Annotated in this window: 27 protein-coding genes and 1 other RNA gene; 14 read left to right on the forward strand and 14 right to left on the reverse strand. The window is 63.7% G+C overall.

Annotated features, from left to right (window positions below; translation table 11 throughout):
* Positions 1-42: 42 nt before the first annotated feature.
* From OHD58_RS13930 to OHD58_RS13960, 7 genes are all read right to left on the reverse strand, one after another.
* On the reverse strand, positions 43-1,629 hold the full coding sequence (locus OHD58_RS13930) for a DegQ family serine endoprotease (RefSeq protein ID WP_263803964.1): 1,587 nt from the start codon (positions 1,627-1,629) through the stop codon (positions 43-45).
* 123 nt (positions 1,630-1,752) lie between these two features.
* The gene (locus tag OHD58_RS13935; protein WP_263803965.1) at positions 1,753-1,938 is read right to left on the reverse strand and encodes a DUF2065 domain-containing protein; all 186 of its coding nucleotides are present in this window, start codon (positions 1,936-1,938) and stop codon (positions 1,753-1,755) included.
* A gap of 6 nt (positions 1,939-1,944) precedes the next feature.
* Positions 1,945-2,907 carry a protease modulator HflC gene (gene hflC / locus OHD58_RS13940; RefSeq protein ID WP_263803966.1) on the reverse strand — a complete coding sequence of 321 codons (963 nt, stop codon included), beginning with the start codon at positions 2,905-2,907 and terminating at the stop codon, positions 1,945-1,947.
* A complete protein-coding gene (hflK, locus tag OHD58_RS13945) occupies positions 2,907-4,010 on the reverse strand; it encodes an FtsH protease activity modulator HflK (RefSeq protein ID WP_263803967.1) in 1,104 nt (367 codons plus the stop codon). The genes hflC and hflK overlap by 1 nt, the downstream gene beginning before the upstream one ends.
* A 141-nt stretch (positions 4,011-4,151) precedes the next feature.
* Positions 4,152-4,670, reverse strand: a complete 519-nt coding sequence (locus OHD58_RS13950) for a dihydrofolate reductase (protein ID WP_263803968.1) — start codon at positions 4,668-4,670, stop codon at positions 4,152-4,154.
* A 270-nt stretch (positions 4,671-4,940) separates the two neighbouring features.
* Positions 4,941-5,735, reverse strand: coding sequence for a thymidylate synthase (locus OHD58_RS13955; RefSeq protein WP_263803969.1), 795 nt, complete (start codon positions 5,733-5,735; stop codon positions 4,941-4,943).
* A 128-nt stretch (positions 5,736-5,863) separates the two neighbouring features.
* Positions 5,864-6,175, reverse strand: coding sequence for a DUF2853 family protein (locus OHD58_RS13960; protein ID WP_263803970.1), 312 nt, complete (start codon positions 6,173-6,175; stop codon positions 5,864-5,866).
* 163 nt (positions 6,176-6,338) lie between these two features.
* Between OHD58_RS13960 and ssrA the strand changes: the two genes are divergently transcribed.
* Both ssrA and OHD58_RS13970 read left to right on the forward strand, forming a co-directional pair.
* Positions 6,339-6,705, forward strand: a transfer-messenger RNA (tmRNA) gene (gene ssrA / locus OHD58_RS13965).
* A gap of 126 nt (positions 6,706-6,831) precedes the next feature.
* Positions 6,832-7,419, forward strand: coding sequence for an AAA family ATPase (locus OHD58_RS13970; RefSeq protein WP_263803971.1), 588 nt, complete (start codon positions 6,832-6,834; stop codon positions 7,417-7,419).
* A gap of 53 nt (positions 7,420-7,472) precedes the next feature.
* On the opposite strand, the gene OHD58_RS13975 is transcribed toward OHD58_RS13970, so the two are convergent.
* The gene (locus OHD58_RS13975) at positions 7,473-8,678 is read right to left on the reverse strand and encodes a multidrug effflux MFS transporter (RefSeq protein ID WP_263803972.1); all 1,206 of its coding nucleotides are present in this window, start codon (positions 8,676-8,678) and stop codon (positions 7,473-7,475) included.
* Positions 8,679-8,877: 199 nt separating this feature from the next.
* Here OHD58_RS13975 and OHD58_RS13980 point away from each other — a divergent pair, with 199 nt between their 5' ends.
* The 5 genes from OHD58_RS13980 (at position 8,878) to OHD58_RS14000 (ending at position 11,412) form a co-directional block, all read left to right on the forward strand.
* Positions 8,878-9,528: a TetR/AcrR family transcriptional regulator gene (locus OHD58_RS13980; RefSeq protein ID WP_263803973.1), complete on the forward strand. Its 651-nt coding sequence runs from the start codon at positions 8,878-8,880 to the stop codon at positions 9,526-9,528.
* Positions 9,529-9,646: 118 nt separating this feature from the next.
* Complete coding sequence (locus OHD58_RS13985; RefSeq protein WP_263803974.1) at positions 9,647-10,186, forward strand: SspB family protein; 540 nt, start codon at positions 9,647-9,649, stop codon at positions 10,184-10,186.
* A gap of 2 nt (positions 10,187-10,188) precedes the next feature.
* A complete protein-coding gene (locus OHD58_RS13990; RefSeq protein WP_263803975.1) occupies positions 10,189-10,374 on the forward strand; it encodes a DUF4169 family protein in 186 nt (61 codons plus the stop codon).
* A complete protein-coding gene (locus tag OHD58_RS13995) occupies positions 10,371-10,601 on the forward strand; it encodes a ribbon-helix-helix domain-containing protein (RefSeq protein WP_263803976.1) in 231 nt (76 codons plus the stop codon). The genes OHD58_RS13990 and OHD58_RS13995 overlap by 4 nt, the downstream gene beginning before the upstream one ends.
* Before the next feature lie 79 nt (positions 10,602-10,680).
* Positions 10,681-11,412: a class I SAM-dependent methyltransferase gene (locus OHD58_RS14000; RefSeq protein ID WP_263803977.1), complete on the forward strand. Its 732-nt coding sequence runs from the start codon at positions 10,681-10,683 to the stop codon at positions 11,410-11,412.
* A 37-nt stretch (positions 11,413-11,449) separates the two neighbouring features.
* On the opposite strand, the gene OHD58_RS14005 is transcribed toward OHD58_RS14000, so the two are convergent.
* Entirely contained in the window at positions 11,450-15,298 is a 3,849-nt protein-coding gene (locus OHD58_RS14005) for an AsmA-like C-terminal region-containing protein (protein WP_412177220.1), read from the reverse strand.
* Positions 15,299-15,487: 189 nt separating this feature from the next.
* On the opposite strand from OHD58_RS14005, the gene OHD58_RS14010 reads away from it, so the two are divergent.
* Together OHD58_RS14010 and OHD58_RS14015 are read left to right on the forward strand one after the other, a co-directional pair.
* The gene (locus tag OHD58_RS14010) at positions 15,488-16,120 is read left to right on the forward strand and encodes a DUF1326 domain-containing protein (protein ID WP_263803980.1); all 633 of its coding nucleotides are present in this window, start codon (positions 15,488-15,490) and stop codon (positions 16,118-16,120) included.
* A 130-nt stretch (positions 16,121-16,250) separates the two neighbouring features.
* A complete protein-coding gene (locus OHD58_RS14015) occupies positions 16,251-17,015 on the forward strand; it encodes a DUF2182 domain-containing protein (RefSeq protein ID WP_263803981.1) in 765 nt (254 codons plus the stop codon).
* A 72-nt stretch (positions 17,016-17,087) separates the two neighbouring features.
* On the opposite strand, the gene OHD58_RS14020 is transcribed toward OHD58_RS14015, so the two are convergent.
* Both OHD58_RS14020 and OHD58_RS14025 read right to left on the reverse strand, forming a co-directional pair.
* Positions 17,088-17,615 (reverse strand): hypothetical protein, encoded by a 528-nt coding sequence (locus OHD58_RS14020; RefSeq protein ID WP_263803982.1) that lies wholly within the window; start codon positions 17,613-17,615, stop codon positions 17,088-17,090.
* A 90-nt stretch (positions 17,616-17,705) separates the two neighbouring features.
* Positions 17,706-19,130: an FAD-binding oxidoreductase gene (locus OHD58_RS14025; RefSeq protein WP_263803984.1), complete on the reverse strand. Its 1,425-nt coding sequence runs from the start codon at positions 19,128-19,130 to the stop codon at positions 17,706-17,708.
* A 134-nt stretch (positions 19,131-19,264) separates the two neighbouring features.
* Here OHD58_RS14025 and OHD58_RS14030 point away from each other — a divergent pair, with 134 nt between their 5' ends.
* Together OHD58_RS14030 and OHD58_RS14035 are read left to right on the forward strand one after the other, a co-directional pair.
* On the forward strand, positions 19,265-19,750 hold the full coding sequence (locus OHD58_RS14030; protein WP_263803985.1) for a thioesterase family protein: 486 nt from the start codon (positions 19,265-19,267) through the stop codon (positions 19,748-19,750).
* 92 nt (positions 19,751-19,842) lie between these two features.
* A complete protein-coding gene (locus OHD58_RS14035) occupies positions 19,843-20,124 on the forward strand; it encodes a hypothetical protein (protein ID WP_263803986.1) in 282 nt (93 codons plus the stop codon).
* A gap of 94 nt (positions 20,125-20,218) precedes the next feature.
* Here OHD58_RS14035 and OHD58_RS14040 read toward each other — a convergent pair whose 3' ends face one another.
* Both OHD58_RS14040 and OHD58_RS14045 read right to left on the reverse strand, forming a co-directional pair.
* The gene (locus tag OHD58_RS14040; RefSeq protein ID WP_263803987.1) at positions 20,219-20,746 is read right to left on the reverse strand and encodes a hypothetical protein; all 528 of its coding nucleotides are present in this window, start codon (positions 20,744-20,746) and stop codon (positions 20,219-20,221) included.
* Between the two features lies 1 nt (position 20,747).
* Entirely contained in the window at positions 20,748-21,221 is a 474-nt protein-coding gene (locus OHD58_RS14045) for an Lrp/AsnC family transcriptional regulator (RefSeq protein ID WP_263803988.1), read from the reverse strand.
* Positions 21,222-21,325: 104 nt separating this feature from the next.
* Here OHD58_RS14045 and OHD58_RS14050 point away from each other — a divergent pair, with 104 nt between their 5' ends.
* Positions 21,326-22,246, forward strand: coding sequence for an EamA family transporter (locus OHD58_RS14050; RefSeq protein ID WP_263803989.1), 921 nt, complete (start codon positions 21,326-21,328; stop codon positions 22,244-22,246).
* A gap of 49 nt (positions 22,247-22,295) precedes the next feature.
* On the opposite strand, the gene OHD58_RS14055 is transcribed toward OHD58_RS14050, so the two are convergent.
* The gene (locus OHD58_RS14055) at positions 22,296-23,171 is read right to left on the reverse strand and encodes a dienelactone hydrolase family protein (protein ID WP_263803990.1); all 876 of its coding nucleotides are present in this window, start codon (positions 23,169-23,171) and stop codon (positions 22,296-22,298) included.
* Positions 23,172-23,348: 177 nt separating this feature from the next.
* Here OHD58_RS14055 and OHD58_RS14060 point away from each other — a divergent pair, with 177 nt between their 5' ends.
* Positions 23,349-24,023: a L,D-transpeptidase gene (locus OHD58_RS14060; protein ID WP_263803992.1), complete on the forward strand. Its 675-nt coding sequence runs from the start codon at positions 23,349-23,351 to the stop codon at positions 24,021-24,023.
* Between the two features lie 10 nt (positions 24,024-24,033).
* Positions 24,034-24,570: an OmpA family protein gene (locus tag OHD58_RS14065; RefSeq protein WP_263803993.1), complete on the forward strand. Its 537-nt coding sequence runs from the start codon at positions 24,034-24,036 to the stop codon at positions 24,568-24,570.

Genomic DNA, 24,570 nt, shown 5'->3' on the forward strand with positions numbered 1-24,570 from the left:
TGTTCTCGATTGAATTTCAATAGGTTCCGATCGTATCCGGAATCAATCCATCCGGATGGTCACGAAGCGCAGTTCGCCTGTTTTCGACGCCAGCATCAGCAGGGCGTTCTTGCGGCCCTGCTCCTTCAACGCCGCGATGCGGTCCATGACGTCCTTCGGCGAAGAGACCGATTCCTGCGCGATTTCCGTGATCACCTCGCCGGCCTGGATGCCGCGCTCGGCCGCCGCTGAATTCGCTCCGACCTCGGTGACGACAACACCGGAGACGTCGGCGGAGATCTCGAATTTCGTCCGCGCCTCGTCGTTGAGTTCCCCGATCGTCATGCCGAGCACGGTGGCTGTCGAAACGGCCTCGTCGTTTTCCGGTGCGGCACTGTCTTCGGGCTTGCTTTCCCCATTTTCGGCCAGCTTTTCACCGTCCTCCAGCCGACCGAGCGTCACCTTCACGGTCTGCTCGACGCCCTTGCGCACGATCACCACGTCGACCGCCTTGCCGACAGGGCTTTCAGCGACGACGCGCGGCAGGTCGCGCATGTCATCCACGTCCTTGCCGTCGAACTTGATGATGACGTCACCCGGAAGCACCGTGCCGTTGTCGACGGGACCGCCCTTGATGACGCCCGCAACCAGGGCGCCCTTGGCTGTCGTCATGCCCAGGCTTTCGGCGATCTCGTCCGTCACCGGCTGGATACGCACGCCGAGCCAGCCGCGGCGCGTCTCGCCAAACTCGCGCAATTGTTCCACCACACCGGCCGCAAGCTGTGCCGGGATCGAGAAGCCGATGCCGATGGAGCCGCCGGAAGGCGAGATGATGGCCGTGTTGATGCCGACGACCTCGCCATGCATGTTGAAGAGCGGACCGCCGGAATTGCCGCGGTTGATCGCGGCGTCGGTCTGGATGAAATCGTCATAGGGACCGGCATTGATGTCGCGGTTGCGGGCCGACACGATGCCGACGGTCACGGTGCCGCCGAGCCCGAACGGATTGCCGATCGCCATCACCCAGTCGCCGATGCGCATCGCATTGGAATCACCGAACTTGACGGCCTTGAGCTTCTTCAGCTTCGGATCGACCTTGAGCACTGCGATATCGGTCTTGGTATCCTTGCCGACCAGTTCGGCCTTCAGCTTCGAGCCGTCGGGGAAATTGACTTCGATTTCGTCGGCGTCGGCGATCACATGGTTGTTGGTGACCACGATGCCTTCCTCGGCGTCGACGACAAAACCCGAACCCAGCGACTGCACCTTCTGCGAACCGCCGCCCGGGCCCTGCCCGCCGCGATCCTTGAAGAAGTCGTCGAAGAAATCCTGGAACGGCGAGCCTTCCGGCAGTTGCGGCATCGGCACGGCGCCCGGCCCTTCCGTTCCCTTCACCGTTTGCGACGTTGAAATGTTGACGACGGAATCCAGCAGCCCTTCAGCGAGGTCCGCGACGGAGGCGGGACCTTCGCCGGGGCCGCGTGGTGGTGCCGGAAGCGCTCCCTGCGGCGGAACCGGCAGCGGCTCCTGTGTTGGCGCCGGGGCGGTTGCCTGCGCGAATGCGGGTGCAACCATGGCGGTCGCCATCAGCACCGTCGTCGCGGCAAGCAAGGTCTTTCGCACTCCCGGCAGGATGTGGGTCGGTTTCATGCAGAGTGCCTCCGGGCGTTGGTGAGAAAATCAGCGCATGCGCCGCGTGTCTGACGCTGTGTCATGTTGGCAAGAAATACGGCGTGTTTGCGGCCTTATTATCTTCGAAGGATAAAACCTCCGTTACCCGCGCGCCAGCCAGACCACGCCGACGCCGATTGCAATTGCCGCAAGACCGCCGATCCTGAGCACATTTTCAGGCGTCGCCAGCACTTCCGCCGCCAGCTTCTTCGCCAGGCCGGGAAAGCCGCAATAGATCAGCCCCTCGATAACGAGGACCAGACCTATCGCGACCAGAAAATCCGCCACCGGCGCTTATTGGCCGGTGCCGTTCGCCGTCCCACCGGCAGGCGCTGGAGCCGCCCCGACCGCAGGCGGTGTCGCTCCGGTTGCCGGCGGCGCACCGGTCGAGTCGCGGAAGAAGCGCAGGAACTCCGAATCGGGCGACAGCACCATTGTCGTGCCGGTGCCTTCCAACGCCTGGCCATACGCCGACATGGACCGATAGAACTCGAAGAATTCCGGATCGCGCTGGAAGGCGTCGGCGAAGGTGGCATTGCGTTCCGCCTCGCCCTCACCGCGCAGGATTTCCGATTCCTTGCGCGCTTCGGCGACGATTTCGACGACTTCACGGTCGGCACGGGCCCGAATGCGCTGTGCCGCCTCGCGTCCGCGTGCCCGCAGCCGCTCGGCTTCGGCCAGACGTTCCGCCTTCATGCGGTCGTAGGTCTGCTGCGAAACTTCGGCAGTCAGGTCGGTACGGCGGATACGCACGTCCTCGATCTCGAGACCGAGTGAAGTCGCGTCCGGACGCAGCTGGTCACGCACTTCGCGCATCATCGAGGCGCGCTCTTCGGAAAGAGCGGCTTCGAAGCCGCGCAGACCGTAGACGCGGCGCAAGGCTGCGTCGAGACGGGTGCGCAGCCGCTGTTCGGCAAGCTCGACCTGGCCGGAGACCGCCGCGCGGAAACGCCGGGCATCGTTGATCCGATACGCGACGAACGCATCGACCTCATAGAACTTGCCGCCCGAGACCTGGACGCGGATGTCGTCGAGATCGAAACGCAACACGCGGTCTTCGATGATCTGCACATTGTCGGCCTCGAAGAAGGCGAACGGCGCCTTGAAATAGATGCCGGGTTCGGTTTTCACGTCGACGATCTCGCCGAAGCGCAGCACGATCGCCTGCTCGCGCTCGTTGACCACGAAGATCGACGAATAGATCAGGAAGAGGATGACTGCGGCGATGACGCCGATTACGGGGAGACGGTTGCCCATCAGTTGCTTCCTTCCGCCGGCGCTCGCTTCTGCAGTTCAGGCAGCGGCAGATATGGGATCACCCCCTGTCCGTTGCCCTGCTCGAGGATCACCTTGTTGGAATCCTTCAGGACCTTCTCCATGGTTTCGATGAAGAGCCGCTTGCGCGTCACATCCGGCGCCTTGGCATATTCGTCATAGACGGAGATGAAGCGCTGCGCCTCACCTTGTGCTTCCTGCACCACCCGGTTCTTGTAGGCGGCCGCTTCTTCACGAACCTGTGCGGCTTCACCGCGTGCCTGGCCGAGCTTCTGGTTGGAATACTGGTTGGATTCTTCGACGAAGCGGTCTTCGTCCTGTTCGGCGCGCTGCACTTCGTCGAACGCGTCGGCCACTTCGCGCGGCGGCGCGGCGTCCTCGATCGAGATGGCGTTGACGGCAAGCCCTGCCTGATAGGAATCGAGCGTCGATTGAATGATGCCCCGCACGGTGTCCGCGATACCCTGGCGGTCGTCGCGGAAAATATCCTGTGCCGGCCGGCGTCCGACTGCCTCGCGCATGGCGCTTTCGGCAACCTGCCTGACCATTTCGTCAGGCCCGGAAACGTTGAATAGGTAGGCTGCGGGGTCAGAGACCTGATAGGCCACCGAAAACTTCACGTCGACGATGTTCTGGTCACCGGACAGCATCAGCCCCGACGACGTGCCCGAACGGGTTTCGCCGATGTTGACCAGCTTTTCAGCGGTGTTGGCCTTCTCCACGGTCTCGATCGGCCACCAGTGGAAATGCAGGCCGGGTTCGGAGAGTTCCTGCTTCGGTTTGCCGAAGCGTAGTTCGACGGCAAGCTCGTCCGGCTGCACGGTGTAGATTGCCTGGAAAACCCAGACCAGGAGAACGCCGACCGCAATGAGGCCGAGAAGCGCCGGGCTGGCGCCGCCGCCACCCGGAAGCGCCTTTTTCAGGCGGTCCTGGCCTCTGCGGATGATATCCTCGAGGTCCGGAGGCGATCCCTGCGGCCCGCTCGGTCCGCGCGGGCCTTGGCCCCATGGGCCGCCGCCATTGCCGCCACCGCCGCCTCCCCAAGGGCCGCCGCCCCCTCCGCCGCTCTGATTATTCCAGGGCATGAAATTCCTTTCGGTCTGGACATCCGGGCAGCCGCGAGGCGCCCGAACATTCTCCTGTTGCCATCTATAGGGATGCCAGCCCCCGCTTTCAACGCGAAGCCGTCCCGTTCCCCGGTTTACAGCCGGAACTGAGCCCGTTTTTCAATGCACAGCTTCACGCCGCTCGTAAACGGTATAGCGTGTCGCATGCGTATCCTTGTCGCTTGCCGGATACGTTTCGGTATTCACCGCCTCCCAAACCGCCGGATCGATCGACGGGAAACGCGTATCGCCGTCGATGTCGGCCAGCACATGGGTGACATAGAGCCGGTCGGCGAGCGCCAGGGCCTGCCGGTAGATCTCGCCCCCACCGATAACGCAGGCCTCGTCGGCGCCCGGCATGCAGCGGCCCCGCACCGTCGCAAGCGTGATGCCGTCCTCGAGCGAGGCCACCACATCGGCGCCCTCCGCACGGAAATTCGCATCGCGGGTGATAACGATGCTCGCCCGTCCGGGCAGCGGACGCCCGATACTCTCCCAGGTCTTGCGGCCCATGATGATCGGCTTGCCCATCGTCGTCGCCTTGAAGCGCTTGAGGTCGGTCGAAAGCCTCCACGGCAGGCCGTTGTCGCGTCCGATCACCCCGTTTTCGGCGATCGCGACATAGATCGCGATCTGCATTATCCGGCAGCCCCCGAAGCTGTGCAGTCCCGCTCGCGGTCGCGCGCCGCATCGATGCGGCAGAAAATGGAAAGGAACGAGCAAAACATCTGTCACCAAACGTATGAACTTGCGCGCGGACGCTATCCGCGACGGCGTCGCATCACAAGCTCTGAAAGATCATTTGTCCAGATAACGGAACCATTTGCGCTCGCAGCCGTCGTCTATGCCGCAGGTCGTGGCATAGATTTGCGACACGCGCTCGAAACCGCCGTGCCTCGATTGTCCGGCTCATACCGCGATCGGCGCGCGGATCGTCGCGTCGGCCGTGTAATTTTCCAGCCGGAAGTCCTCGAAACGGAATGCGAAGAGATTGTCGACGTCGGGATTGATCCACATCGTCGGCAGCGGCTTCGGCGTGCGTCGAAGCTGTTCGCGCGCCTGCTCGAAATGGTTGGAGTAGAGATGCGCGTCGCCCAGCGTGTGGACGAAATCTCCGACTTTCAGCCCGGTCACTTGCGCCACCATCATGGTCAGCAGCGCGTAGGATGCGATGTTGAACGGCACGCCGAGGAAGATGTCGGCGGAGCGCTGGTAGAGCTGGCAGGACAGCTTTCCGTCCGAAACGTAGAACTGGAAAAGGCAATGGCACGGCGGCAGCGCCATCTGGTCGACCTCGGCCGGATTCCAGGCCGAGACGATCAAACGTCTCGAATGAGGGTTCTTGCGTATCTGATTGAGAAGATTCCGGATCTGGTCGATCTCACCGCCGTCTTCCGCCGGCCACGACCGCCACTGCTTGCCGTAGACCGGGCCGAGATCGCCGTTCTCATCGGCCCATTCATCCCAGATGCTGACGCCGTTGTCGTTCAGATATTTGATGTTGGTATCGCCGGCCAGAAACCACAGCAGCTCATGGATGATCGATTTCAGGTGCAGCTTCTTAGTCGTGGTGACCGGAAAACCGCGGCTGAGGTCGAACCGCATCTGGTAGCCGAATACCGAGCGCGTGCCGGTGCCGGTCCGGTCGCTGCGATCGAAACCGTTTTCAAGGACATGGCTGAGGAGGTCGAGGTACTGGCGCATGCGCTCCGGCCGATTCGGGTGCTTCAGCCATCATAACGGAGGCAGGACGCGGGGGCCACGCCGGCCGCCCGCTCACGCACATCAAATTCTCGCCATCGAGGTGGCGAGCGTTCCGAACTGGCGCGCGATCAGAGGGCGCCGAGTTTGTCGAGATGCTTGGCGACCAGATAGTAGAAGGTCACGCGGCTCTTGGTGTTGTCGGCCGACATCGTCTGGCAGACCTTTTCGATCGCCGAATCCGCCTTGGCGCCATCGCTGACACCGAGCTTCTTGCCCGCCCAATTGTCGCGGACGCGGCCGAGTTCCTTGGCATCGGTGCACGAAACCAGCGAGGAATCGCGATTGCGCAGCGCGATGCCCAGATGTTTCACGATCTTGTTGACCACATCGGCATTGGCGCTCGCATCGTACTTCTTCACGTCTGCAAGATAATCGGCCATGGCAATTCCCCTCGTCGAAACGACAATTGACTACGATTGGTGAAATCGCCGTACCGGTACAACCTTGACGTTCGGGCTCTCCTCACCGGGTTGAAACCTTCTTTGGAGAAGTGTGCCAAGTCAACCCCGCATGGCTCTGTCGATTGCATGCCGGCGAACAATCGGCCTTTCAATTTGCCGCCGCACTCCCTATATTCCGTGCTGTCAGCTTGTCTGACTATGGCGATAAACTGCCGATGTAATAAGCCATTCGGACCCGGGGGCGGTACCCGGCGCCTCCACCAAAAACCGCTGCTTCATTGTGCGAGCGGCGGCTTTTGATGGGGGCGAAATAGGATCGACGAGGGTGTAAAGATCGGACTTTTGCCCGGCATTGTACCACCGTTATCGGGCTAACCTAGTAGTTGCAAACGACAACTATGCGGAAGCACGTCTCGCCGCTTAATGCGGTGCGATAGCTTCAATTCAAGTCCTAGGGGTTCGCACTTCTAGGCGGGGTTCGGAGGTACCTGGCAACAGAAACCTCCACTTTCTCCCACGATACCCTCCCTTGATGCAGCAGAATCCGTCCGAGCACCCCGCTCGCTTTCTGCGTGCTCTCCTGCATCGCCCAATCCAATCCCAGCCATTTTCAAGTTTTGAAGGACCAGACAGAAATGTCCGTTGATTCCGATCGTTTTTTTATCCTCACCGGCGGCCCGGGCGCCGGCAAGACCAGCCTGATCGAGGCCTTGCGGCGGAGGGGCTTCGCCGGTTCGGTCGAGGCCGGTCGAGGCGTCATCCAGCACCAGGTCGCGATTTCCGGTCCGGCGCTCCACTGGAACGATCCCGCCCTCTTCGCCGAATTGATGCTGTCGTGGGAGATGCGCTCCTACGACATGGCCCGCGACGAAACAGACGCCGTGTTCTTCGATCGCGGCATTCCGGAACTGACGGGCTATCTGAAGCTCATGGGCCTTCCGGTGCCGGCTCACATGCGCAAGGCCGCCGAAACCTTTCGCTACAACCGTCGCGTTTTCGCACTGCCGCCGTGGCGGGAGATTTTCGGCCAGGATGCCGAGCGCAAGCAGGATTTCGCCGAGGCGGTCCGCACATTCGAGGCGGTCACCGGCGCTTATCGCGAACTGGGATACGACCTTGTCGAGGTACCCCTCGCGCCGGTCGAGGAGCGCGCCGAATTTGTACTGACCACGGCCGGGCTTGGAAGCCAGGCGCCCTCGCCCGCCGATCATCTATTACCTTGACGACAAAAGCCGGCCGCGACGGTATCGCAGCCGGCTTTTTCCGCGTAGATCAATTATTCGGCCGGCGCTTCGGACGCTTCCACGCCGCGTCCGAGCGTGATCTGGGTCAGCGCGAAGGCGAGCACCGCGCAGGCGGCGATGGAAATCACCATCGGCAGCGGCTTGCCGTCGAAGAACAGACCAGAGACAGCCATCGCCGCCGCACCGGTGGCGAAATGCAGCGTCCCCATCAGCGCCGAGGCCGTGCCGGCGATCTCGCCATGGTCTTCCATGGCCAGCACCGACGTGGTCGGAATGACCAGTCCGAGGAAACCGTAACCGACGAACAGCAGCGACGCGAGCACCGCCAGCGACTGCATGCCCGACGCCATCACCGCCAGCAGCGCAACCATCACCGTCGCGTAGCTCACCACCGCCACGCGCACCACGCGGCGCAACCCGAAACGTTCGGCCAGCGTGCCGGTCAACTGCGACATGGCGAAGAAGGCGACCGCGTTGATCGAGAAGAACACGCTGTAGATCGACGGCGACACCCCGTAATGGTCGATCAGCACGAAGGACGAGTTCGACAGGTAGACGAAGAAGCTCGAAATGCCGAAGCCGCCGATCAGGGTAAGGCCGAGGAAATTTCGGTCCTTCATCAGGTGTCGGTAGCCGGCCATGGCGCTGGCGAACGAGCTGCCTTCGCGATGTTCCGCCGGGCGCGTTTCCTTGAGCGAGGTGGCGAGCAGCACGACGGCCAGCACTGCTGCGATCGTGACGGCCCAGAACACCGCCCTCCAGCCGAAAGCCTCGATGATGAAGCTGCCGGTCAGCGGCGCCAGGATCGGCGAGATCGAGAACACCAGCATCAGCATCGACATCAGCCGTGCGGCCTCGTTGCCGGTGTGCAGGTCGCGCACCACGGCGCGCGGCACCACCATGCCGGGGCTGGCGCCGAACCCCTGCAGCACCCGGAAGGCGATCAGCCACTCGATGGTCGGCGCCAACGCCGATCCGATGCTGCCGGCGACGAACAGGACAAGACCGGCATAAAGCAGCGCCTTGCGGCCATACATGTCCGATAGCGGGCCGATGACGATCTGGCCGAAACCCATGGAGAGGAAGAAGACCAGCAGGCTCATCTGCACCGCGACGGTACTCGCCTGCAGGTCCGCGCCGATCGTCGGCAGGGCGGGAAGATACATGTCGATGGCGAACGGGCCGATGGCGGACAACAGTCCGAGCACAACCGCGAGGCGGAGGAAATTGGCAGTCATGATTTTTCTTTCGGAACTGGATCGGTCTCGATACGGCATCGATCCAAGGACGTTTATCCCGCGAGGGTTCCGACACTTCCCTTGTCGAGACTCTCGTAGCGGTACGTCCAAAAAATTAGACACACTTGTCTAATTCGTCAAGCAGCCTTATCTTCTTTTTTAGATGAGAGAGATTCCGAGACCCCAGTTCGACCAGTCCTTGCGCAGCCATAACGCCAAGCGCGTGTCGATCATAGACGCGGCAGCCAACGTGTTCTGCCGCGAGGGTTTCGGCGGCGCCAACATCGATCTTATCGCAGCCGAGGCCGGCGTTTCGCGGCAGACGGTTTACAATCACCACGGCGACAAGGAAAATCTGCTGTCGGCGGTGGTCAGCGAAATCACCGAGCGCTGCAATGCCCGCTCCTTTGCCGTGCTGGGCACGTTTCCGGACCATCCGGGCGATCTCGAGGCCGACCTTGTCGCCTTCGCCGTCCGGCTCAACAAGAACTGCCTGTGCGACCGCGACGGCAAATTCCTGCGCAAGCTGATCCAGACCGAGGGCGAGCGCAACCCGCAGCTCTTCGCCAGCTGGCGCAACGAGGGACCGGGCAAGATCTGGTCGGCACTCGCCGCGCGCTTTGCCCGCCTCGCCTTTTCCGGCCACCTGGAGATCGACGATCCGGATGCGGCGGCGCGCCAGTTCCTGGCGCTGATCAACGCAGACCTCCAGTTGCCGATGCTGCTCGGCGAGCCGCTCGGTGAAGACCAGCTCAAGGCTTCGGCGACCAGCGCCGTGCGCACCTTCCTGCGCGCATTCGGCCGCCGCGTCGCGGCGTCTTCGTCCGACGCGCCGGCGATACCCGCCTGATTCATCCCGTAACCGTCGACACTGGCGTTGGCACGAGCGCCGGCCGCGCTATATCCGGTTTACGACGGCCCCAAGCTTGATTACAGGTAGGGCATCGATTCACGAGGCTGCTGCCTACATGGCTGAAGACCATATCCGCTACGACATTCTGGCCCAGGAGGCGTTGCGCGGCGTCATGCGCAAGGTTCTGGCCGAAGTCGCGCGCACCGGTCTTCCCGGCAACCACCATTTCTTCATCACGTTTCTCACCGGCGCGCCCGGTGTGCGCATCTCGAGCCGGCTGCGCGAACGCTATCCGGAGCAGATGACCATCGTCCTGCAGTTCCAGTATTGGGATCTGAAGGTCACCGATGTCGGCTTCGAAGTCGGGCTTTCATTCTCGGACGTGCCGGAGAAACTGGAGATACCCTTCTCCGCGGTGCGTGGTTTCTACGACCCGTCGGTGAATTTCGAGCTGGAGTTCGAGGTGAAGCAGGACGAAGCCGTCGAGCTTCCGCCCGAGACGCCTGCCGAAAAGCCCGAACGGCTCGCCGCCAAGACGCCCAGGAAAGCCGAATCGCGCAAGAAGGCGGATGCCAGGACGCAGGAGGCCGCCGAGGCGGATACCGCCGGCAAGAGCGCAGATGTCGTCTCGCTCGACGCCTTCCGCAAGAAGTAGAAGTGGCCGAGGTCGTCAACCTCCGTCAGGCGCGCAAGCAGAAGGCGCGTGCGGCGAAGGAACAGGCGGCCGACCAGAACCGTGCGCTGCATGGCCGCTCCAAGGCCGAAAAGCAGCGTGACCGCCAGGTTGCGGAAAGCGCAAAAACCTTCCTCGACGGCCATCGCCGCGACAAGGACCGGCCTTGAGCCTGGTCCGCAAGCATTCCGTTTCCATTCGCGGCCACCGCACCAGCTTTTCGCTCGAACAACCTTTCCACGACGACCTTCTCACTATTGCCGCCGAACGCCGCATGACGCTCGCGGCTCTCGTTGCTGAAATCGACGCGGCGCGGCCGCGCGAGGCAAACCTGTCCTCGGCGCTACGCATTCATGTGCTCGCCTGGGCCAAGCGAGCGGCCAGCCACCGACCCTGACACCTCCAGCACAAGCTGGTTACACACGCCTTCTTTTGATAGTGGACTGGCGCGGGCGGCGAATAGACCGGCAAGACCAATGACACAGAACATCTACGACAATCCGGAATTCTTCCAGAACTACAGCCAGTTGCCGCGTTCGGTCGACGGCCTCGACGGCGCACCGGAATGGCCTTCGTTGCGCGCGCTGCTGCCGCCCGTCGCCGGCCGCAACGTGCTCGACCTCGGCTGCGGCTTCGGCTGGTTCTGCCGTTGGGCCGCCCGCCAGGGCGCGGCCCGCGTGCTTGGCGTCGACGTGTCCGAGCGGATGCTCGCGCGGGCGCGGGCCGAAACCGGCGAAGCTGAAATTTCCTACCTCCAGGCCGATCTCGAACGTTTCGAGGCGTCGCCGGGCTCCTTCGACCTCGCCTATAGTTCACTCGCCGTCCACTACATCGAAAACCTGGCCGGGCTTTTGGCCAATGTTCACGCCGCGCTGGTTCCCGGCGGCAAGCTCGTTTTCTCCACCGAACATCCGATCATGACGGCACCCGCCAACCAGGGCTGGCATACGGATGCGGCGGGACGCCCGAGCTGGCCGGTCAACGGTTACCTCGACGAAGGCCCGCGCTCCACCGACTGGCTGGCCAAGGGCGTCGTCAAGCAGCATCGCACCATCGGCACCTATGTCGGCCTGCTCGTCGGCGCCGGTTTTGCCGTCACCCACATCTGCGAATGGGGACCCAGCCCGGAGCAGGTCGCCGCGCATCCGGAATGGGCGGCCGAGCGGGAGCGTCCGCCTTTCCTTCTTATGGCGTGCGATCGCCCCTAGTTCTCCCCGCCAAGAGCTGGGGGCCACTCGGGCCAGCCTACTGGCTGAGCGATTTCAGGATGTTGTCGAACGAAAACGGCTTGGACGGTGTCTGTGCGCCGGGCTGCGGTACGTCGCGCTGTTCGGTCGGCACCGGCGGCGCGCGCTCGACCCTCGGTGCGGGCTTCGGCGCGTCGCGTTCGGCCTCCTGGCGGGCCCGCTCCTGTTCTGCCAGCCTGATCGCCTCGGCTGCCCGCTGCGCGATCGCCTCTTCGGCTGCCTTCTGGCGTTCGGCCTCTTCTGCCGCCGCCAGCGCCTTCGCCGCTTCGTCGGCCTTGCGCTTCATCTCCTCCTCGGCCTTCAGGCGCAACGCCTCGTCGGCCCGTCGAAGCTCCTCGGCGACGCGGTCGCGTTCTTCCTGCAGCGATGCATAGTAGCGCACTTCCCTGCGCAGCCGCTGCTTTTCCAGCAGCACCGCCTGCATCGCCTCCACCCGCGCCTGCTCGCGCTCCAGCGCCCGCTGCGTCAGGAATTGCGCCAGCGGGTCGGTGTCGAAGCGTTTCGTGAGCGCGCCGAACGGTCCCTCGACGGCAAACCGCACCACGGGTTCCGAACCGACCAGCCGTTCGTCGCCCGCCTGGTAGGCGATCGAGCCGTCGGCGGCGATGGTGCCGGCGTTGAAGTCGGCACGGATTTCCGTCGTCAGCGCGGCAGCCGGCGCTTCGAGCGTCAGCGGCGGCACCCGCAGCACTCCGCCGGCCACGGCGAAGGCCAGTTCCGCATCCTTCGCCGCAAACGTGCCCGATCCGGCGATCGACGGCGCGAAGGCGGCGGTCCTGGCCGCATCGACATCGCGCCCGACGACATCGGCCTGGGCGATCAGCGTCGCGAACGCGTCCGGATTGACGCCGGGGATCGTCAGCCCGCGCAGCGACACCGTTCCCGCGCCGGACAGGGCGGCGACCATCGCCTCGACGGATTTGCCGGTGGCCGAAACGGTCGCCGTGATATCCCCTTTGCCGCCGAGACCCGTCCTGGCCAGCGCCAGGCCGAGATCGGCGTCGAGAATTTTCAGTTGCGCGGAAAACAGCCCAGTCCCGTCGGTGTTCTTCAGTTCGAACAGCCCGCTCAACTGGCCGTCATGCGCCTTGCCGGAGATGTCGCTGAGCCGCAGGCCCTCGCGGTCCAGCCGCGCCGCCATGCGCACGTCGCTGGCGCTTCCGGCCGAACCGGCGAGCACGGAGCCGGCGGAAATTTCGAGATCCGCCGTGAACGGCGACGACACCTTTTCCTGGAACGGCGTCTGCGGCCAGCCGCTGCCTTCGTTGTCGAACGAACCGGTGCCGAGCACCATCATCGCGGGCAGCCCGAGTTCGAGTTGGTCGACCGACAGCGTGCCGGTGATGTGCGGAATGTCCTCTTTCAGTTCGGCCTTGAGGTCGCCGCTGACCGCGCCCTCCTCAACCGTACCGTTCAGGCCGGAAAGCGACAGCACGCCCTTGCCGTAGTCAGTGTCGGCGGTCAGCGCGATCGGCAGGCCGAAGCCCATTCCGGGCAGGCCGACCCCTGCCGTCATCAGCCAGGGTTCGATGTCGGCGGCCTCCAGGCGGGCTGTTCCCTTTGCCGTCAGCGCGTCGTTCCACACTGTGACGGTGCCGGCAAAGCGCGCCTGCATGTCGGCGCCGGTGAAATCGAGTGTCGTTTCGAGGCCGCCCGCCGGCGTGCCTTTCGCCTCCAGTTTCGTCTCACCGATGCCGGTCACGCCGAGCGGCAGCGCCGGCATCCCGTACAACGCAAGCAACGGCTCGGCATTGTTGTTCTTCGCTGAAAACGACAGCGATAGATCCGCATCCTCAAGCGCATCGGCGCTGCCCTTGGCGGTAGCCGACAGCGAAAAGTCGCTGCCGCCCGTTTTGCCGGTAGCGTTCATCTCGATATCGCTGGGGTCGGCGCCATTCGAGACGGCACTCGCCACGACATCGACCAGCGTACCCTCGAACAGGCCCGGATAGGCTTCGGCGCGGTTTCGCAGCTCCCGCGCCAGCGGATTGCCCGGATAACGCTCGGCCAGCACCGCAATCAGCGGCGCGAGGTCGACGGCGATCACCGAGGCATCGAGATCGCCGGAAGGCCTTGCCGGAAAATCCTTCACGGTGCCCGTCGCGCTGATCGTCGCTCCTTCCAGCCCGCCGATCGACAGCCGGTCGATTTCCAGCGTCCCTTCGCGCAGCCGCAGCGCCGTGTCCACGGTCTCCGCGGTCAGCCCGGCCGCACTCACCGGCCCCGCCTTGATGTCGAGGTCGAGATCGTGGTCGGCCAGCCGGTTGGCGCCCTTGTCGCTGACGAACAGCGAGGCGAAGGCGGCCATCCCGTCGACATCGAGTGCCTCGCCGGCCAGCTTCACGCGCATCGAGGGTTTGGCCTCGTCGGGCTGCCGGTTGTCGATCTCGCCGCGGAATTTCGCCGTGCCGAGGACGAGTTCGAGGTCGCTGAAATGCTGCCGTTTGGTGGTCATCTCGACATCGGCGCGAAAACCCGCCGCCGGCATCCGGCGGATCGCATCGTCGACATCCTTCGATATCCAGGCGGCGAAACCCGAAGGCTGCGCGACCGCCAGCAGCAGCGAACCGTTGAAGCCTATTTCGTCGCCGACCAGCAGCAGTCCCGAACCTTCGAGGCTGGTGCGGCCGGGAAGCGTCGCGGCCAGCGATTTCAGGTTCCAGCCTTCCGGCGCGGGTTCGGCCGACAGCCGCACCTGGCGGATCGTGGTGTCCCCGGCCACGACCGCCGGCAGGTTGACCTCGACGTTTCCGGGTATGGTCGGCTTCGGCAGTTCGACCAGCACCTTCTCGACCGCCGCGATGCGCTCCCTGAGCGTCGCGCCGGCGGCCTGTTCGCCGTTTCCCACGGCTTCGTCGAAACGCATCTGCGCGCCGTTGGCCTCGATCGAAAAGCGCGGCTCGGCGCCCAGCTCGACAAAAGCCGTGCCGTCGGCCGTGTAGGGATTGTCCAGCGGACCCGTTTCAAAGCGGAATTCGTCGATGCCCAACCGGCGATGATCGAAGCTGAATCTGCCGTTGATGCGATTGGGTCGCGGGCCTTCCTTCGCCTGCGTGCCGTCCGCCACCTTGAAGGTCTCGCCGTCGCTGCCGCGCAGTTCTGCCTGATCGGTATTGCCGGCGCCGAGCCTGAAATTGCCGGCATAGCGCAGCGCACCCTTTTCCAGCCGGGCATCGCCGTCCGCCTCGACCGCCACCGGATAATTCACCGGGTCGGCTTTGATCCGCAGCCGCATGGCGCCGGTCTCGTCCGCCTTGCCGGTGGAAACCGAAAGCGCCGTGCGCATGCCGTCGATGCGCAGGCTCCCATCCGCCCGCCACGGCCCGGTGAACGACCGCGCCGAAACGTCGGCGTTGATTTCGCTGAGGCGATGTGTCCGGCCGCTCGCGGCGTGGCGGATGCTGACCTGCCCTTCCGTCACTGTCAGTTTCTCGAGCGAAATCTGCGACGCCGCAAACGGCGACGAGGGCCGCACCGCCCAGTCGACGGTGCCGTCCTCGGCTACGCTGATCGCAACCTTGGGCCTCACCAGCCGCATGTCGAAGATGAGCACTTCGCCGCGCATGAACGGCGCCAGTTCCGCATCCATCGAGAAGGTTTCGGCGGTCACCGACGGCTCGTCCGGCGTGCTGCCCGCCACCACCACATCCGAAAACGTCACCGACGGGAACGGCAGGATCCTGGCGGTCACGCCACCCTCCACCTTCACCCGGTGCCCCAGGATTGCGGTCGCTTCGCGTTCGAAATCGGCGCGGTAGGAGGTCCAGTTGACGAAGTAAGGCCCGACCAGTGCCACGGTGAGCACCAGTACAATCAGTCCACCGACAATGACGAAAAGCCGCGCCAGCGCCTCGCTCCAACCACCTGAGTCTTATGGATGCCTAATGTAGACTGATCGACGTGTCGATAAAGTGGCAATTTCGCCGCCGGCCATGGCGCGCCCATGTCCAGCGATATGCTTTCATGCTAATATATCCGGGCGGCTGTTTCGCCGGCGCGATTGCCCGCGCTGCGGCGAAAATCCAGGGAGGAAAAGATGGCTTTGGCTGATTGGAGGCTGGAAGGCGAGTGGCTTAAGAACTGCAGTTGCGCATTTGGCTGTCCTTGCGATTTTAACGCGAGACCGACCCAGGGCTACTGCGAGGGCCTTGTGGCCATGCGCATCACCAAGGGTCATTTCAACAACGTCAGCCTGGACGGGCTGTGCTTCGCCGTCACTGTCCATTTCCCCGGCCCGCTTCACGAGGGCGATGGCGACGCCCAGCCGATTTTGGACGAGCGGGCGAGCCCCGAACAGCGCAACGCACTGGCCTCCATCCTGTCGGGCGAGCACTCGGCGGAAGGGACGCTGTTCCACATCGTCAGCATTGTCGTTGCCAGAATGCACGAGCCGATCTTTGCGCCGTTCGAATTCGACTTCGACATGGCCGGCCGCACGGCGCGGATGGTCGTTCCAGGCATCCTCGAAACCGAAGTCGAACCGATCAAGAACCCGGTGACCGGAGCGCCGCACCGCGCCCAGGTCGTCATGCCGGAAGGTTTCGAGCACATAATGGCGGAGATCGCTTCATCCAACATCCGCAGCATGGGTGCGATCAAGTTCCAGACCACCGGGGCACACAGTTCGCTCGCCCACGTCGTGCAGACGCCGCAGGGCGTCGCGGCCTGATGCATGTCGCCCGAAAGTGTCCTCGGTTTCGGGATAACGACATGCATCAAATCAAGGAATCTAAAGCGCGCCCGCCGAAGCCTGTTCGGCGCGACGCGCTTTAGTGGCGAAGATGGAGTTTCTGGCGCGATTGCATCGGCATGACCGGGCGATCGTCGTTGCCATTCTGCTCGCCGTCATCCTGGCTTCATGGGCATATCTGCTGGTCGGGGTGGATATGCCGATGCCCGAAATGCCGGGCATGGCAATGCCGATGGACGCGCCGGTGTGGACGGCCGGCTATTTCGCCCTGACGCTTCTCATGTGGATGGCGATGATGACGGCGATGATGCTGCCAAGCGCCATGCCGATGCTCCTCTTCTACGATTCCATCGCGCGAAAGCGTGGAGCGCAGACGACTGCCGTCGGCTCCACCAGCCTGTTCGGGCTCGGCTATCTCGTCGTCTGGCTTGGGTTCAGCATCGGCGCGGTCCTCCTGCAATATGCCTTCGACAAGGCCAGCCTGCTGTCGCCGATGATGGAAACCACCAGCGTCGCCCTCGCGGGGGTGATACTCGTCTTCGCCGGCGTCTATCAATGGACGCCGCTGAAGCAGTCCTGTCTGCGCCAATGCCGCTCGCCGCTCGATTTCATCATGACGTGGTGGCGCGGGGGAAACCGCGGCGCCTTCGCGATGGGGCTTCGCCACGGTGCGGTCTGTCTCGGCTGCTGCTGGGTGCTGATGCTGCTGCTGTTCGTCGGCGGCGTCATGAACTTCGCCTGGATCACCGGCATCGCTCTCTTTGTGATGGTCGAAAAGCTTGCCCCGGCCGGCCATTGGATCGGCAAGGCCGCCAGTGTTGTGCTGATCGTGTGGGGCGCCGCAGTGCTTGTCTCGTTGGCTTACGCCGTCTGATGGCGCCAGCATCGAACCGAAGCGCGCGCCTGTCGATCAGCATCTGGCAATTGAGGCCAACGGACCAATCCTTCAGCGGGAGTCGCGTTTCGCTTGGGAAACCTGGGCTGCCTTGCGAAGCCGGCCGCGTTCCATCGGCCGCACCAGGCTGCCCGCTTTGGTGTTCTCGATCGACCTCATGCCCTGGCGCGCATGCCTGGCGTTGAAATCCGGCGCTTCCGCCTTTGTCGTCGCCTTTTCCTTCAGCGACAGCGCCTTGCGGGCGTTTTCCACCAGCGCCACTTGCGCCGCCAGCCGCCGCCGGCGTTCGACCTCGCCGTTCAGCCGCCGCATGGCCATCGCCAGCACTTCGAGCTTTACCTGCGAGCCTTCGTCGCGCTTGGCTGCCGTGGCGCCGCGTGCGGCGCCCTTGCCGCGCATTTCCCGCCGCTTCTGGCTGGCCAGCGATTGCGCCTTGTCACGCCGCTCGCGCACCAGCCGAACCAGATTGCCGAGCTCCGCATCAGGCAATTCCTGCACCGCCGGATGCTGGGAACTGTCCACCAGGCTCCGCTCGTCCTTGTCGAGTGCCCGTTCTGCTTCCTTGCGCGAAAGTGCCATGTTGGTTCGCTCCACTGAATATACACTTCGAGGATCCGAGAGAACTTTCCGACGGAACGAGATCGCGGTCAAGAACCCGGATATCTGCTGTTATGCCGGCCTCCCACCGGCAGAAAATATCTTCCCCGGATTAAAAATATCGAGCGGATCGAGCGCCTGCTTGATCGTGCGCATGAAATCGACGCTGTCGCCCAGTTCGCGGTCGAGGAAGGCGATCTTGCCTTGCCCGATGCCGTGCTCGCCGGTGCAGGTGCCATCCATCGCGATTGCTCTCAGATTGAGCCGCGCCACGAATTCCTCGGCGCGCGCGATCTCGGCCGGATCGTCGACATCCATCAGCACCAGCGTGTGGAAATTGCCGTCTCCGACATGGCCGACGATCGGCGCGATCAGGCCCATTTCGGCGATATCGGCCTCGGTTTCTGCGATGCACTCGGCAAGCCTGGAGATCGGCACGCAGACATCGGTCGACAGCCCCTTGGCGCCGGGCCTGAGCGTCAGCGAGGCCCAGTAAGCGTCGTGCCTGGCCTTCCAGAGTTTCGTCCGTTCTTCCGCGACGCTCGTCCACAGGAACGGCCCGCCACCGAATTCCTCGGCGATCTCGCCGAAATTTTCAGCCTGCTCCTTCACGCCGGCGTCGCTGCCGTGGAATTCGACGAACAGGCACGGGCTCTCCGGATAATCGAGCTTCGAGTAGATCTTCATCGCCCGCATCTGCAGCGCGTTGACCAGTTCGATGCGCGCCACCGGAATGCCCATCTGGATCGTCGCGATGACCGCGTTGCAGGCCGCCTCGACGCTGGGAAACGGACAGACGCCCCCCGATATCGCCTGCGGGATGCCGTAGAGCTTCAGGGTCAGCGACGTGATGATGCCGAGCGTACCTTCCGAGCCGATCAGAAGCCGCGTCAGATCGTAGCCCGCCGACGATTTTTTGGCACGCCGCGCCGTCGTGATCAGCCGTCCGTCCGCCATCACCGCCGACAGCGACAGCACGTTCTCGCGCATCGTTCCGTACCGCACCGCGTTGGTGCCCGACGCACGCGTCGCCGCCATGCCACCCAGGCTGGCGTTTGCGCCGGGGTCGATCGGGAAGAACAGCCCGGTGTCCCTGAGATGCGTGTTGAGGTCCTCGCGCGTCACACCCGGCTCGATCGTGCAGTCCAGATCCTCCGGGTTCACCGAGACGATGCGGTTCATCTGCATCATGTCGACCGCGATGCCTCCGCCCGGCGCGTTCACATGGCCTTCCAGCGAGGTGCCGGTGCCGAACGCGACCACCGGCACGCGATGCTCGGCGCAGACCTTGACGATCTCCTGCACCTCGCCGGCCGAATGTGGGAATGCCACGCCGTCCGGCGCCTGCGTCGGGATATAGGTCGTGGTGTGGCCGTGCTGCTCGCGAATCGCCTGCCCGGTCTGGAAGCGCTCGCCGAAACGCTGTTTCAAAATGCCGAGCGCCGCGGCAATGCCGCTCTCGTTGCGCTCCACCCGCTTCAGGTCGCTCAGGGCCATGTTTTCCTCCGCGGATGGACCAGTGTTCTGCTTGTGAACCTTCTAGGCTCGCGTAATCTGCCGGTCCACCGCTTTGTCCAGCCCGGCGGCCCGAAGTTCAAATCAGCCGGCAAACACGCATCAAGGAATCCGCGATGGCTCTCCCCGCCCCTTTCGTCTCCCCCGTCATGGACATCGAAAAAGAATGGATCGACTACAACGGCCACCTCAACATGGCCTATTACAACGTGCTGTTCGACCGCTGCGTCGACGGCGCCTTTGATCTCATGGGACTTGGCCCGGATTATATCCGCGACCGCAAGCTCACCACCTTCACCGCCGAAGTTCATGTCTGCTACGTGCGGGAACTGCATCTCGGCCATCGGGTGACGGGCACCTTCCAGTTGCTCGACCACGACGAGAAGCGGCTGCATGCCTACCAGGAGATCCGCCACGCCGACGGCTGGCTCGCCGCCACATCCGAATCGCTGACTTTGCATGTCGACATGGCCGGTCCCAAGGTCGTGCCCTTCCCCGCCGACATCATGGAAAAGGTCGAGGCGCTTGCCGCCGCGCACGCCGCCATGCCAATGCCCGAACGGGCAGGCCGTTCGATCGGCATCAAGCGCCGGACAGCTTGAGCCCAAGCCCTGTCGGCACCGCCCGGATGCATGTTGACGTTTTGTTAACCTTAACCGCAATCGTTAGTGGACCATTAACGGTGCCGCTTTGATTGAGCCGTGTTGGCCAGCCAAAAAAGCTCACACTGAAGGAGACCGAATCGCGGGTGGCGGGGCATGAAGCCGGACCGAGGAAAATGAAAATAGATATAACCGAGATGTCAGAAAAACTGGCACGCGACCCAAGCATCAGCGACTATGATTTCTGGAGAACACTGAAGAACCTGAACAACGAAATTTTCGATATTGCAAACAACAACGATCCTATTCCGATGGAGCTGATCCGCTGGCGCGCGGTGCTCGCCAAGGCGAGTTCGAAAAGGAAGATCCGTTAACTTTGTTCGGCTCCCGGAGTAATTTTCAGGTAGCCCGACCACCGATCATCGCGGCGGTGCGAAATCGATCTTCGCCGGGCGCCGCCCCGCGTCTTCAGTTCCTGTTGTCGTCGCGCCAGATCGTCACCAGGCCGTCGATGCCGCCGGTGACCGGGTCTGTATCAGGCAGTGCGACCTCGGCGATCTCCCGCGCTGCTTCTGCCGCGCCGAGGTTGCCGGGCCGCACGATATTGCCCTGCTGCCCCGGCGGATAACCGCCTGCCATCTGGAAATCGACGGAGGCCTGCAGGCGCTTGTGCCCGACGCCGGCCGGGATGACACAGACATCGCCGACCGCCACATCGACTTCGATGCCATTGTCGCCGCCGAAGCCGATCCGCGCCGAACCCGACACGCAGGCCAGCGCCTCGTGGCCGCGGGTGTGGAAATGCCAGTACGGAAACACCGTATAGACCCACGTCCCTTGCCAACCGTTGCGCCGGAACAGCGCCGTCGCCGCTTCGCCGTTTCGGGCATTGTCAGGCAACCGGCCCTTCCAGAAGACCAGCGGCAGGCGGCTGTTGGGAATGCCGTCGTCCGAACCGAAAACATGCAGGATCGCGTCATCGGCTTTCCGGGTCATGTCATCTCACCTCCATCGGCATCGGCAGCCGCTCCGCCACCGGCGACGACTGGATGATCGAGGTGTTGGTCATCGCGTAAGGGATGATGCGGTCGATCACCCGTTCCAGGTCGGTCACCGAACCGACATGCACGCGGGCGATGAAGCAGTCCTCGCCCGTCACCCGGTCACAGGTCGCGATCTCGGGAATATCCTTCAGGATCTCGGTCACCGTCGCGAGTTGCCCCGGAACCGGCCTGATCCTCAGCCACGCCGCCAGCGGCAGCCCGAACGCGGCCGGATTGATGCGGATCGTGTAGCCTTCGATCGTCCCGCCCTCCTGCAATCGCTTGATGCGTTCCGAAATGCTTGGGCCCGACATCCCCACCGCCCGCGCGATTTCGGCGACGCTGGCACGCGCATCGTCGACCAGGATGCGCAATATCTTCAGGTCCACCGCGTCCAGGTCGCCATTTTCATATCGAAGGCGTTTCATCTTTTTTCTCTTTGTTCCGAAGGAAATTTCACTTCCCTATCCAATGAGCAATCATATGAAACACGCCAAGTCCTTGCAATCATATAGTTACAAGGAGAACCGCGATGCAGTCGAAGACAATGACCTTCTCAACCGTTGCGGACGCGGTCCCACCGCATGCCTGGTTCGGCGTCAGCGCCGTTTTCCACTATCTCGGCCCGGCTTTCGCGGTGCTTTTGTTTCCGCATGTCGGCGTGCTGGGCGTCGCCTGGCTGCGCATCGCCTCGGCCGCCGTCATCTTCGCGCCGGCCACCCGGCCCTGGCGCACGATTGCCCGTTCCGACCGGCACACCCGGCAGTTGCTGCTCGCCTTCGGCATCTGCCTGGCGGCGATGAACTGCTTCTTCTACCTGGCGCTCGACCGGCTACCGATCTCGCTGGTCGCCGCGATCGAATTCGTCGGTACCATCGGCATCGCGCTGTTCGGGCTGCGCAGCCGCCGCAACATCATCGCCCTGGTGGTCGCCGTCGCCGGCACCTTCCTGCTCATCGACGTCAAATGGTCGAGCGATCCCGTCGGCCTCGCCTGGGCCTTCCTCAACGGCGCGCTGTTCGTCGCCTATATCGTGCTCGGCCACCGCCTGGCCCGCGCCGGCGCCTCCGACGGCGTCGCCAATCTCGGCGCCGCCATGGCGATCGCCTTCATCTTCGTGCTGCCGTTCGGCTTCGGCGATGCGATCGCTGCCTTTTCATCACCGCTGCTCATCGCGGCGGCGATCGGCGTCGGCATCTGCTCGTCGGTCATTCCCTATATCTGCGACCAGATGGCGATGTCGCGGCTGCCGCGTGCCAGCTTTGCACTGCTGCTCTCGCTTCTGCCGGTCAGCGCGACACTGATCGGCATCGTCGTCCTGGCACAGTTCCCCAGCGCCACGGACATTTTAGGCGTCGCGCTGGTGGTGATCGGCGTCGCCATCCACAAGCCGGCGCCGGAGACTGCCGTTCTTCTCCCCGTTCACGGGGAGAAGATGCCGGCAGGCAGATGAGGGGTAGCATCTACCTACACCCGGTATGCACTGCCCTCAGGATACCTTGCTAAGCCAGCTTCTCCTTGAAGAACGCCACCGTCCGGCCCCAGGCGAGGTCGGCCGCTTCCTTGTTGTAGCGCGCCTCCGACGTATCGTTGTTGAAGGCGTGCTGGGCGCCGTCGTAGACATGGACGGTGAACTCCTTGCCGGCCGCCTCCAGCGCCGCCTTGTAGGCGTCGATGCCGGCATTGATGCGCTCGTCCTGGCCCGCATATTGAAGCAGAAGGGCTGCTTTCATCTTGGACAGGTCGGCATCCTTGGGCTGGGCGCCATAGTAGGCGACACCGGCGGCGAGATCGGGCGCATTGACGGCAAGGTTGTTCACAGCACCGCCGCCCCAGCAGAAGCCCACCGCGCCCACCTTGCCGTTGCCCGCCTCGTGCCCTTTCAGGAAGGCCACGGTGGCGACACCGTTGGCGACGGTCTTCGCCGGATCGAGTTCGCTGAACATTGCACGCGCCTTCTCCTCGTCGGTCGGGGTGCCGCCGAGCGGCGACAGGTAATCCGGCGCCAGTGCCACGAAACCTTCCAGCGCCATGCGCCGCGCCACGTCCTTGATATGCGCATTGAGGCCGCGGTTCTCGTGGATCACGATCACCGTGCCGAGCTTGCCGCTCTGGTCGGCCGGCACCACCAGATAGCCCTTCATGTCGCCGCCATCGCCAGCCCAGGTGATATCCTCGGCCTTCAGCCGCGCGTCGTCCTCGGGCACGATCGCGGCGCGCGCCGAATTGGCTGCGAGTAGCGGCGCGATCGCGGCCGCCGCCGCCCCCGATCCCGCCAGTTTCGACAGCTTCTCCATGAAGCCGCGCCGGTCTAGCGTCAGATGGGTGTATTCGTCATAGGCGTCGATCATCGCCTGTGTAATTGCAGGTGTCGTCATTGTCTCGCTCCCATGATTTCCTCCTCGCCAAGATAGGCGGCGCGGCGTCACGGTCCACTCAACGTTTTTTGATTTGCCAAGTATCTTTGCCGCGCTGTGCACGCGCGATCTTTTCTGTTGTGGCAAAATTAAAATCTGATCTATGGTCCGCCTGCTGTTTGGCGTGGGGGATTGCCGATGGTACTGACTCGCAGGGAAATCATCTTGGGTGGGCTGGCGCTGCTTGGCGCCGGGGCCGCGCGGACGCCTGCGTTCGCCCAGGCCTCGTCCTATTTTGCGGGCACCACGGTCGACAACAACGTTACCTTCCGCAAGACCAACTTCGCCAAGATCGACAGGAAGTGGCACCGCCAGGTCGTCAAGTATTTCTCGAGTGAGCCGATCGGCACCGTCGTCGTCGATACCCGCCATCACTTCCTCTACCTGATCATGGAGAACAAGACGGCCATCCGTTACGGCGTCGGCGTCGGCCGCGAAGGCTTCAAATGGTTTGGCCGCGCCACCGTCGACCGCAAGTCGCTGTGGCCGCGCTGGACGCCACCGCCGGAAATGCGCAAGCGCCATCCCGAGCTTCCCGAGTTCGTCGCCGGCGGCTCCCCGAAAAATCCGCTCGGGCCCCGCGCCATGTATCTGCACCGCGACGGTGCCGACACCGGCTACCGTTTCCATGGCACGCTGGAGCCCTGGAGCATCGGCAAGGATGCCTCGAGCGGCTGTATCCGCATGTTCAACGAAGATGCGATCGACCTCTACCAGCGTTGCCCGGTCGGCACCGCGGTGCAGGTCCTGCCCCACATCGCCGATCAGGCCCAGCAGGCCGGCCAGCTTCCCGAAACCACCGCCGTCGAATGATGGGTGCCTGATGATCGTAAGGATGGAATTCGCCCGGCGCTTCCTGTTCGCCGGCATGCTGTTGGCGCTCGGTGCCTGCACCACGGCCGACCTCGCCTCGCGCGAGGAGCCCAACCCGCCGCCGATGACCGGCCAGACCAACGACCCCGCCCCGGGTTTCGAGAATATGAAGCAAGGCAGCGAGGAAGACTTCATCCTCAATGTCGGCCGCCGCATCTATTTCACCCAGGATTCGGCGGCGCTGGACTCGGTGGCGATGACCACGCTCGACAATCAGGCCTCGTGGCTGAACCAGAATACGCGCTGGCTGCTCAAGCTCCAGGGTTTCGCCGACGATTCCGGCTCTGCCTCCAGCATGGTGACATTGTCGCAGAAGCGTGCCGATGCGGTGATGGCCTATCTCGCCTCCAGGGGCGTCGACCCCAGCCGCATGTGGGCCAAGGGCTACGGCAAGGACCGCGAGGTGCGCGCCTGCTCCGAGCGGTCGTGCAAGGTGCAGAACCGCCGCGTCGTCGCCAATCTGCGCACCCAGCGCGACGATCCGTGA

This window comes from Mesorhizobium sp. ZC-5 (assembly GCF_025753855.1).
Classification (GTDB): Bacteria; Pseudomonadota; Alphaproteobacteria; order Rhizobiales; family Rhizobiaceae; genus Neomesorhizobium.

Excerpts from the sequence above, each read along its gene's own strand:
- OHD58_RS13985 (WP_263803974.1), top strand. The coding sequence starts at position 9,647 with ATGGCTGAAGACCATATCCGCTACGACATTCTGGCCCAGGAGGCGTTG.
- OHD58_RS13960 (WP_263803970.1), bottom strand. The coding sequence starts at position 6,175 with ATGGCCGATTATCTTGCAGACGTGAAGAAGTACGATGCGAGCGCCAAT.
- OHD58_RS14000 (WP_263803977.1), top strand. The coding sequence starts at position 10,681 with ATGACACAGAACATCTACGACAATCCGGAATTCTTCCAGAACTACAGC.
- OHD58_RS14050 (WP_263803989.1), top strand. The coding sequence starts at position 21,326 with ATGCAGTCGAAGACAATGACCTTCTCAACCGTTGCGGACGCGGTCCCA.
- OHD58_RS13930 (WP_263803964.1), bottom strand. The coding sequence starts at position 1,629 with ATGAAACCGACCCACATCCTGCCGGGAGTGCGAAAGACCTTGCTTGCC.
- OHD58_RS13955 (WP_263803969.1), bottom strand. The coding sequence starts at position 5,735 with ATGCGCCAGTACCTCGACCTCCTCAGCCATGTCCTTGAAAACGGTTTC.
- OHD58_RS14025 (WP_263803984.1), bottom strand. The coding sequence starts at position 19,130 with ATGGCCCTGAGCGACCTGAAGCGGGTGGAGCGCAACGAGAGCGGCATT.
- OHD58_RS14040 (WP_263803987.1), bottom strand. The coding sequence starts at position 20,746 with ATGACCCGGAAAGCCGATGACGCGATCCTGCATGTTTTCGGTTCGGAC.
- OHD58_RS14045 (WP_263803988.1), bottom strand. The coding sequence starts at position 21,221 with ATGAAACGCCTTCGATATGAAAATGGCGACCTGGACGCGGTGGACCTG.
- OHD58_RS14065 (WP_263803993.1), top strand. The coding sequence starts at position 24,034 with ATGATCGTAAGGATGGAATTCGCCCGGCGCTTCCTGTTCGCCGGCATG.
- OHD58_RS14030 (WP_263803985.1), top strand. The coding sequence starts at position 19,265 with ATGGCTCTCCCCGCCCCTTTCGTCTCCCCCGTCATGGACATCGAAAAA.
- hflK (WP_263803967.1), bottom strand. The coding sequence starts at position 4,010 with ATGCCCTGGAATAATCAGAGCGGCGGAGGGGGCGGCGGCCCTTGGGGA.
- OHD58_RS13950 (WP_263803968.1), bottom strand. The coding sequence starts at position 4,670 with ATGCAGATCGCGATCTATGTCGCGATCGCCGAAAACGGGGTGATCGGA.
- hflC (WP_263803966.1), bottom strand. The coding sequence starts at position 2,907 with ATGGGCAACCGTCTCCCCGTAATCGGCGTCATCGCCGCAGTCATCCTC.
- OHD58_RS14060 (WP_263803992.1), top strand. The coding sequence starts at position 23,349 with ATGGTACTGACTCGCAGGGAAATCATCTTGGGTGGGCTGGCGCTGCTT.
- OHD58_RS13970 (WP_263803971.1), top strand. The coding sequence starts at position 6,832 with ATGTCCGTTGATTCCGATCGTTTTTTTATCCTCACCGGCGGCCCGGGC.
- OHD58_RS13975 (WP_263803972.1), bottom strand. The coding sequence starts at position 8,678 with ATGACTGCCAATTTCCTCCGCCTCGCGGTTGTGCTCGGACTGTTGTCC.
- OHD58_RS14055 (WP_263803990.1), bottom strand. The coding sequence starts at position 23,171 with ATGACGACACCTGCAATTACACAGGCGATGATCGACGCCTATGACGAA.
- OHD58_RS14010 (WP_263803980.1), top strand. The coding sequence starts at position 15,488 with ATGGCTTTGGCTGATTGGAGGCTGGAAGGCGAGTGGCTTAAGAACTGC.
- OHD58_RS14020 (WP_263803982.1), bottom strand. The coding sequence starts at position 17,615 with ATGGCACTTTCGCGCAAGGAAGCAGAACGGGCACTCGACAAGGACGAG.